A 7,382-nucleotide genomic window follows, 5' to 3' on the forward strand; every position below is an offset into this window, starting at 1 on the left:
CGGAGGCATGAGCGAGACCCCGGACAGCGCCGTCCACGCCGTACGCACGTACATCGACCAGCACCGTGCCGCCTTCCTCGACGACCTCGCCGAGTGGCTGCGCATCCCGTCGGTGTCGGCGCAGCCGGACCGGGCAGGGGACGTGCGCCGCAGCGCCGAGTGGCTCGCCGCCAAGCTCACCGAGACCGGCTTCGGCACCGTCGAGGTGTGGGAGACCGACGGCGCCCCCGCGGTCTTCGCCGAGTGGCCCTCGGACGACCCGGACGCCCCGACCGTCCTGGTCTACGGCCACCACGACGTCCAGCCCGCGGCCCGCGAGGACGGCTGGCACACCGAGCCCTTCGAGCCGACGGTGATCGACGGCCGGATGTACGCGCGGGGTGCCGCCGACGACAAGGGCCAGGTGTTCTTCCACACACTCGGCGTCCGCGCCCACCTCGCCGTCACCGGCCGCACGGCCCCCGCGGTCAACCTGAAGCTGATCGTCGAGGGCGAGGAGGAGTCGGGTTCCCCGCACTTCCGCGCCCTCGTCGAGGAGCGCGCCGACCGGCTCGCCGCCGACGCCGTGATCGTCTCCGACACCGGCATGTGGTCCGAGACGACCCCCACCGTGTGCACCGGCATGCGCGGGGTCGCCGACTGCGAGATCGAGCTGTACGGCCCCGACCAGGACATCCACTCCGGTTCCTTCGGCGGCGCCGTGCCCAACCCGGCCACCGTCGCGGGCCGGATCGTCGCCGCCCTGCACGACGAGCACGAGCACGTGGCGATCCCCGGCTTCTACGACGGCGTCACCGAGCTCTCCGACGCCGAGCGGGCCCTCGTCGCCGAGCTCCCCTTCGACGAGGCGGCCTGGCTGCGTACGGCCAAGTCCCACGGCACCCTCGGCGAGGCCGGTTTCTCCACCCTGGAGCGCGTCTGGGCCCGCCCGACCGCCGAGGTCAACGGCATCGGCGGCGGCTACCAGGGCCCCGGCGGCAAGACGATCGTCCCCGCCTCCGCCCAGCTGAAGCTGTCGTTCCGCCTGGTCGCGGGCCAGGACCCGGCCAAGATCGAGCTCGCCGTACGGGACTGGCTCGCCGGACTCGTCCCGGCCGGCATCCGGTACGAGATCGTCTTCGGCGCCCCGACCCGCCCCTGCCTCACCCCCCTCGACCACCCCGCCCTCACGGCGGTCGCCGGGGCGATGAGCAGGGCCTTCGACGGCGCCAAGGTCCGCTACACCCGCGAGGGCGGCTCCGGACCGGCCGCCGACCTCCAGGACGTCCTGGGAGCACCCGTCCTGTTCCTCGGCATCTCCGTCCCGTCCGACGGCTGGCACGCCCCCAACGAGAAGATCGAGCTCGATCTCCTCATGAAGGGCGTCGAGACGACCGCGCACCTGTGGAGCGACCTGCCCGCCGCCCTCCACGCGCGCTGAACCCACACACCGATCCGGGGGAGTTGGAAGCACCTGTGAGCACCCTGAAGAACGCGAAGGCCGACGCGCCGGCGGACGACCGACCGGACCGCCCGATCTCGCTCACCGCGCCCAGCGGCATCGACCGGGCCGCCCACCACCGCCTCGACGAGGCGTGGCTCGCGGCGGCCTGGAGCCACCCGACGACCCGGGTCTTCGTGGTCTCCGGCGGCCAGGTCCTCATCGACGACCGGCCCGACGGCACCACCGAGCTGGTGATGACGCCGGCGTTCGAGGCGCCGGTCACCGAGACCCACCGCTACTTCCTCGGCACGGACGGCGACGGCGTCTCCTACTTCGCGCTCCAGAAGGACTCCCTGCCCGGCCGCATGGACCAGTCCGCCCGCCCCGCCGGGCTGCGCGAGGCCGGGCTGCTGCTGTCGGACCGGGACGCGGGCCTCATGGTGCACGCGGTCGCCCTGGAGAACTGGCAGCGCCTCCACCGCTTCTGCTCGCGCTGCGGCGAGCGCACGGTCATCGCCGCCGCCGGGCACATCCGCCGCTGTCAGGCCTGCGGCGCCGAGCACTACCCGCGCACCGACCCGGCGGTGATCATGCTCGTCACCGACGACCAGGACCGGGCCCTGCTCGGCCGCCAGGTCCACTGGCCCGAGGGCCGCTTCTCCACCCTCGCCGGTTTCGTCGAGCCCGGCGAGTCCATCGAGCAGTCGGTGGTCCGCGAGGTCTTCGAGGAGGCCGGCGTCACGGTCGGCGAGGTCGAGTACATCGCCAGCCAGCCGTGGCCGTTCCCGTCCAGCCTGATGCTGGGCTTCTTCGCCCGCGCCACCTCCTCGGAGATCAACGTGGACGGCGAGGAGATCCACGAGGCCCGCTGGTTCTCCCGCGACGACCTGGCGGCCGCCTTCGAATCGGGCGACGTCGTGCCCCCGTACGGCATCTCGATCGCCTCCCGGCTGATCGAGCGCTGGTACGGCAAGCCGCTGCCCAAGCCCGGTGACGTGGTCTGACGGCTCTGGCACGATGCCGGACATGACGCGGGACAGGGCGCACGACGACGAGCGGCTCGTGGGCGCCTACCGGCGGGGCAACGAGATGCCCGAGGAGTCGCTCCGTGACTGGATCCGGCTGATCGGCTCCTTCGCGGACCGGCCGTCCCCCGCGATCCTGGAGGTCGGCGCCGGCGCCGGAGTCTTCTGCGCCGCCGCCGCCCGCCGGCTCACGCCCTCCGCCGTCGTCGGCGTCGAGCCGTCCGCCGCGATGCTCGCGGAGGCCGTGCGCCACCACGCCCACCCGGCGGTCCACTACCTCCGCGGTGTCGCCGAGGCCCTGCCGGTCCGCTCCGGGGCCTTCGACCTCGCCCTGCTGTCCCGGGTCATCCACCACCTGGACGACCGGCCCCGCGCCGCCGCCGAACTGGCCCGGGTGCTGCGGCCCGGGGGAGTGGTGGTGGTCCGCACGACCTTCCGGGAGCGCCTGGACGCCCTGGTCTACGACTACTGGCCGCGGCTGCGCGAGCTCGACCGGGACCGCTTCCCCTCGGCGGGCGAGGTGGTCGGGGAGCTCACCGCCGCCGGCTTCACGGTGCTCAAGGTCACGTCCTTCGCCCGCCCGGTCGCCGAGGACCTGCGGACGTACCACGCGCGGCTGACCACCCGCCCCCAGTCGACGTTCGACCGGCTCACCCCGGCCGAGTTCGAGGAAGGCCTGCACCACCTCGCGGCCGACGCCCGCCGCGAGTGCGCCACCGGCCCCGTCCCCGTCGACGAGCGCTACGACCTGGTCGTGGCCACCGCCCCCCGCTGACGACGAACCCCCGGCCGGATGCTTCACCGGTCGGGGGTTCGGATGCGTCGGGGCAGCCCGGGCTCAGACGCCGATCTTCTGCTTGACCTGCGCGAGCGAGGGGTTCGTCAGCGTCGAGCCGTCGGGGAAGAGGACGGTCGGCACGGTCTGGTTGCCGCCGTTGGCCTTCTCGACGAAGGCCGCCGAGTCGGCGTCCAGCTCGATGTTGACCTCGGTGTACGCGATGCCCTCGCGGTCCATCTGGCTCTTCAGCCGACGGCAGTAGCCGCACCACGTGGTGCTGTACATCGTCACAGTGCCCTGCATGGCGAGGCGCTCCTCTTGTTCGCTGACGGGTGCCGAGAAGGAGAACGTACGTCCCCGCCCCCTCATTCCCGGAATTCGTATGACCGGGGCCACCCGCCTGTGGACAGTGCTCCGCACCGACCCCGGTGAACCTGGCAGCATGGCGGAGTGACAGCAGCAACGCACTCCACTCTCTTCCCGCAGGTCCCGGAGACGGCCGACGCGGTGCTCGAAGGGCTCGACCCGGAGCAGCGCGAGGTCGCGCTGGCCCTGAGCGGGCCGGTGTGCGTCCTCGCGGGCGCCGGGACGGGCAAGACGCGCGCCATCACGCACCGGATCGCGTACGGGGTGCGGGCGGGCATACTCCAGCCCGCGAGTGTGCTGGCCGTCACGTTCACCAACCGGGCCGCGGGCGAGATGCGCGGCCGGCTCAGGCAGCTCGGCGCCGGCGGCGTCCAGGCCCGCACCTTCCACTCCGCGGCCCTCCGGCAGCTCCAGTTCTTCTGGCCGAAAGCAGTCGGTGGCGAGATGCCCCGGCTCCTGGAGCGGAAGGTCCAGCTCGTCGCCGAGGCCGCCGCCCGCTGTCGCGTCCGGCTCGACCGGAACGAGCTCAGGGACGTCACCGGCGAGATCGAGTGGGCCAAGGTCACCCAGACGGTCCCCGCCGACTACCCGGCCGTCGTCGCCAAATCCGTACGGGACGCCCCTCGCGACCCGGCCGAGATTGGCCAGATCTATGCCATGTACGAGCAGCTGAAGCGCGACCGCTCGGTGATCGACTTCGAGGACGTGCTGCTGCTCACCGTCGGCATCCTCCAGGACCGGCACGACATCGCCGACCAGATCCGCCGCCAGTACCAGCACTTCGTCGTCGACGAGTACCAGGACGTCTCGCCGCTCCAGCAGCGGCTGCTCGACCTCTGGCTCGGCGACCGCGACAACCTCTGCGTCGTCGGCGACGCCAGCCAGACGATCTACTCCTTCACCGGCGCCACCCCCGACCACCTGCTGAACTTCCGCACCCGCCACCCCGGCGCCACCGTGGTCAAGCTGGTCCGCGACTACCGCTCCACCCCCCAGGTCGTCCACCTCGCGAACGGGCTGCTCAGCCAGGCCCGCGGCCGGGCCGCCGAGCACCGCCTGGAGCTGATCTCCCAGCGCGACCCCGGCCCCGAGCCGGCCTACACCGAGTACGCCGACGAGCCCGCCGAGGCGGAGGGCACCGCCCGCCGCATCCGCGACCTCATCGCCGCCGGCGTCCCGGCCGGCGAGATCGCCGTCCTCTACCGGATCAACGCCCAGTCCGAGGTCTACGAGCAGGCCCTCGCCGACGCCGGAGTGCCCTACCAGCTCCGCGGCGCCGAGCGCTTCTTCGAGCGCCAGGAGGTACGCGAAGCGGGCGTCGCCCTGCGCGGCGCGGCCCGCGCCGGGGGCAACGACTCCCTCCTCGACGACGCCGACGACCTGCCCGCCCAGGTCAGGGCCGTGCTCTCCACCAAGGGATGGACCGGCACCCCGCCCGCGGGCTCCGGCGCCGTCCGCGACCGCTGGGAATCGCTCGCCGCCCTCGTCCGGCTCGCCGAGGACTTCGCCCGCGCCAAGCCCGGCGCCACCCTCTCCGACCTCGTCGCCGAACTCGACGAGCGGGCCGCCGCCCAGCACGCCCCGACCGTCCAGGGCGTCACCCTCGCCTCGCTGCACGCGGCGAAGGGCCTCGAATGGGACGCCGTCTTCCTGGTCGGCCTCACCGAGGGCATGATGCCGATCACCTACGCCAAGACCGACGAGCAGGTCGAGGAGGAGCGCCGCCTGCTGTACGTCGGCGTCACCCGCGCCCGGCTCCACCTCACGCTCTCCTGGGCGCTCTCCCGCTCCCCGGGCGGCCGTGCCTCCCGCCGCCCCAGCCGCTTCCTCAAGGGCCTGCGCCCCGGCTCGGGCTCGCTCGGCTCCGGCGGCGCCGCCGGAGCGGGCGGCATCGAGCGGGGGAGGGGCCCGGCCGCCGCCGCCCCGCGCAGGCCGCGCGGCCCCGTGCTCTGCCGGGTCTGCGGGGCGACCCTGACCGAGGCGGGCGCCATGAAGCTCATGCGCTGCGAGGACTGCCCCTCGGACATGGACGAGGCACTGTACGAGCGGCTGCGCGACTGGCGCGCCGAGCAGGCACGGGAGCTGTCCCAGCCGGCCTACTGCGTCTTCACCGACAAGACGCTGATGGCGATCGCCGAGCGGGTCCCCGCCACCGGAGGGGAGCTCTCCTCGATCTCCGGCGTCGGCAAGCGCAAGCTGGACCGCTACGGAGCCGACGTGCTGGCCATCTGCGCAGGTGGGGACGGAGGGGCGGGCGACGACGAGGTCCGATGAAAACTCGTCGAAAAAATAGTTTGCGCCTGCCCCGTCAAGCGCCATAGGTTCTTAACCACGGAAACAGCGGCTTCTTGGAAGCCCTGTCTTCGTGCTGTACTTGTCCATATACATACGAGGGTCAGGCTCGCACCCGAGCCCTCCGAGACGCCGAGAGGAGGCGATTCCAGTGATCAGCAGCAACATTCAGACCAGCACCGCCGGCGTCATCAGCGCCGCCGCCTTCGTCGGCACGGCCAAAATGACCGATCGCTCGGTCGTCTCCGCCTGCACGCTCGGCTTCTCCGCCTCGGCTCTCATTGGCACCGGTCTGCCCGTCGCCGCCCTGCCCGTCTCCGGTCTTTCCGGTCTCGGCATGGCCGCCGTCGAGCTCCGCAATGAGCGACCGACCAAGGCACTGGAAGCAGGAGTAGCAGGCAAGGCCACGACCTATGGCTTTGCGGCGACCGGTGCCGGCACCCAGCAGCAGACGACGATGCACCACCACACGATGTGGGCCTTCCGTGGGCTCGAACCCTGGAGTGATCCAGTCTGATCCATGATCAGACCGGCGCCTTCAGGGCCGCGGAACCCCACCCGGGATCCGCGGCCCTTCTGTTTGTCCCCGAACGGGGATGAGGCGCGAAGGGGCCTCGGGACAGAAACACCCGGTACCAGCCGAAACCCCGGCCAACAGGCCGGAACGACCAGACGAGGAAAGACCACCGTGCAACTCGAAGCGCACGCCCCGTCCGTACCGCTTTCCGATTCGCTCCCCCTGCCCGGCCTCACGGAGGACCCCGCTTTGACCCCCCTCACCGCGCTCACCGCGCTCGACGACGCCATCGAGAACCTCGGCGTACCGGTTCCCTGTCGTGCCTACGACCCCGAGGTCTTCTTCGCGGAGTCCCCGGCGGACGTCGAGTACGCGAAGTCCCTCTGCCAGACCTGCCCGCTCGTCGCCGCCTGCCTGGCCGGTGCCAAGGAGCGCCGCGAGCCCTGGGGTGTCTGGGGTGGCGAGCTCTTCGTCCAGGGCGTGGTCGTCGCCCGCAAGCGGCCCCGTGGCCGTCCGCGCAAGAACCCGGTCGCGGCATGAGCGCCACCGGAACCATCGACCGCCCCCTCACGCACGATCCCCAGAAGCAGGCCCCGATGACCTCGTCCGCAAGTGAGCCGTTCGGCTCCGCGATCCCAGCCTTCTCCCCCGCCGCCGCGCACACCGCGCGTCAGAACAGGACCCGTGAAATGCAACTCATCCCAGAAGCCCTGGCCCGTGCCCATATGCACGAGCGACAGCGTGAGGCCGAGGCGGAACGCCAGGCCGTGCGCCTGGTCGCCGCCCGGCGCATGCAGCGGCGCGCCGAGCGCGTCTCGCTGCGCGCCCGCCGCGCGCTGGCCATGGCCGTCATGAACTGACGCATCTCCCTGATGCCACCGCGGGGGGGGGGGGGGGGGGGGGGGGGGGGGGGGGGGGGGGGTGGTGAGGGGGGGGGGGGGGGGGGGGGGGGGGGGTAGGGGGGGGGGGGGAGGGGGTGGT

Annotated in this window: 8 protein-coding genes; 7 read left to right on the forward strand and 1 reads right to left on the reverse strand. The window is 72.6% G+C overall.

Annotation, left to right across the window (positions count from 1 at the left end; genetic code table 11):
- Positions 1-7 precede the first annotated feature (7 nt).
- The 3 genes from ACZ7G1_RS10335 to ACZ7G1_RS10345 are packed head-to-tail and all read left to right on the forward strand — an operon-like array spanning position 8 to position 3,223.
- On the forward strand, positions 8-1,420 hold the full coding sequence (locus ACZ7G1_RS10335) for a dipeptidase (RefSeq protein ID WP_470872525.1): 1,413 nt from the start codon (positions 8-10) through the stop codon (positions 1,418-1,420).
- Between the two features lie 35 nt (positions 1,421-1,455).
- Positions 1,456-2,427 carry an NAD(+) diphosphatase gene (nudC, locus tag ACZ7G1_RS10340; protein WP_470872523.1) on the forward strand — a complete coding sequence of 324 codons (972 nt, stop codon included), beginning with the start codon at positions 1,456-1,458 and terminating at the stop codon, positions 2,425-2,427.
- A gap of 22 nt (positions 2,428-2,449) precedes the next feature.
- Positions 2,450-3,223 carry a class I SAM-dependent methyltransferase gene (locus ACZ7G1_RS10345; protein ID WP_470872521.1) on the forward strand — a complete coding sequence of 258 codons (774 nt, stop codon included), beginning with the start codon at positions 2,450-2,452 and terminating at the stop codon, positions 3,221-3,223.
- 63 nt (positions 3,224-3,286) lie between these two features.
- On the opposite strand, the gene ACZ7G1_RS10350 is transcribed toward ACZ7G1_RS10345, so the two are convergent.
- A complete protein-coding gene (locus tag ACZ7G1_RS10350; protein WP_366307352.1) occupies positions 3,287-3,529 on the reverse strand; it encodes a mycoredoxin in 243 nt (80 codons plus the stop codon).
- Between the two features lie 147 nt (positions 3,530-3,676).
- Here ACZ7G1_RS10350 and ACZ7G1_RS10355 point away from each other — a divergent pair, with 147 nt between their 5' ends.
- From ACZ7G1_RS10355 to ACZ7G1_RS10370, 4 genes are all read left to right on the forward strand, one after another.
- Positions 3,677-5,866: an ATP-dependent DNA helicase UvrD2 gene (locus ACZ7G1_RS10355; RefSeq protein ID WP_470872519.1), complete on the forward strand. Its 2,190-nt coding sequence runs from the start codon at positions 3,677-3,679 to the stop codon at positions 5,864-5,866.
- Positions 5,867-6,035: 169 nt separating this feature from the next.
- Positions 6,036-6,401, forward strand: a complete 366-nt coding sequence (locus ACZ7G1_RS10360; RefSeq protein ID WP_470872518.1) for a hypothetical protein — start codon at positions 6,036-6,038, stop codon at positions 6,399-6,401.
- A 171-nt stretch (positions 6,402-6,572) separates the two neighbouring features.
- Positions 6,573-6,941, forward strand: a complete 369-nt coding sequence (locus ACZ7G1_RS10365) for a WhiB family transcriptional regulator (RefSeq protein WP_470872516.1) — start codon at positions 6,573-6,575, stop codon at positions 6,939-6,941.
- Positions 6,938-7,261 (forward strand): hypothetical protein, encoded by a 324-nt coding sequence (locus ACZ7G1_RS10370; protein ID WP_470872515.1) that lies wholly within the window; start codon positions 6,938-6,940, stop codon positions 7,259-7,261. The genes ACZ7G1_RS10365 and ACZ7G1_RS10370 overlap by 4 nt, the downstream gene beginning before the upstream one ends.
- Positions 7,262-7,382: the final 121 nt, after the last annotated feature.

This window comes from Streptomyces sp. NPDC037273 (genome assembly GCF_055603625.1).

Bases quoted from the DNA above. Each gene is read 5' to 3' on its own strand.
- ACZ7G1_RS10345 (WP_470872521.1), top strand. From the start codon at position 2,450: ATGACGCGGGACAGGGCGCACGACGACGAGCGGCTCGTGGGCGCCTAC.
- ACZ7G1_RS10350 (WP_366307352.1), bottom strand. From the start codon at position 3,529: ATGCAGGGCACTGTGACGATGTACAGCACCACGTGGTGCGGCTACTGC.
- ACZ7G1_RS10370 (WP_470872515.1), top strand. From the start codon at position 6,938: ATGAGCGCCACCGGAACCATCGACCGCCCCCTCACGCACGATCCCCAG.
- ACZ7G1_RS10335 (WP_470872525.1), top strand. From the start codon at position 8: ATGAGCGAGACCCCGGACAGCGCCGTCCACGCCGTACGCACGTACATC.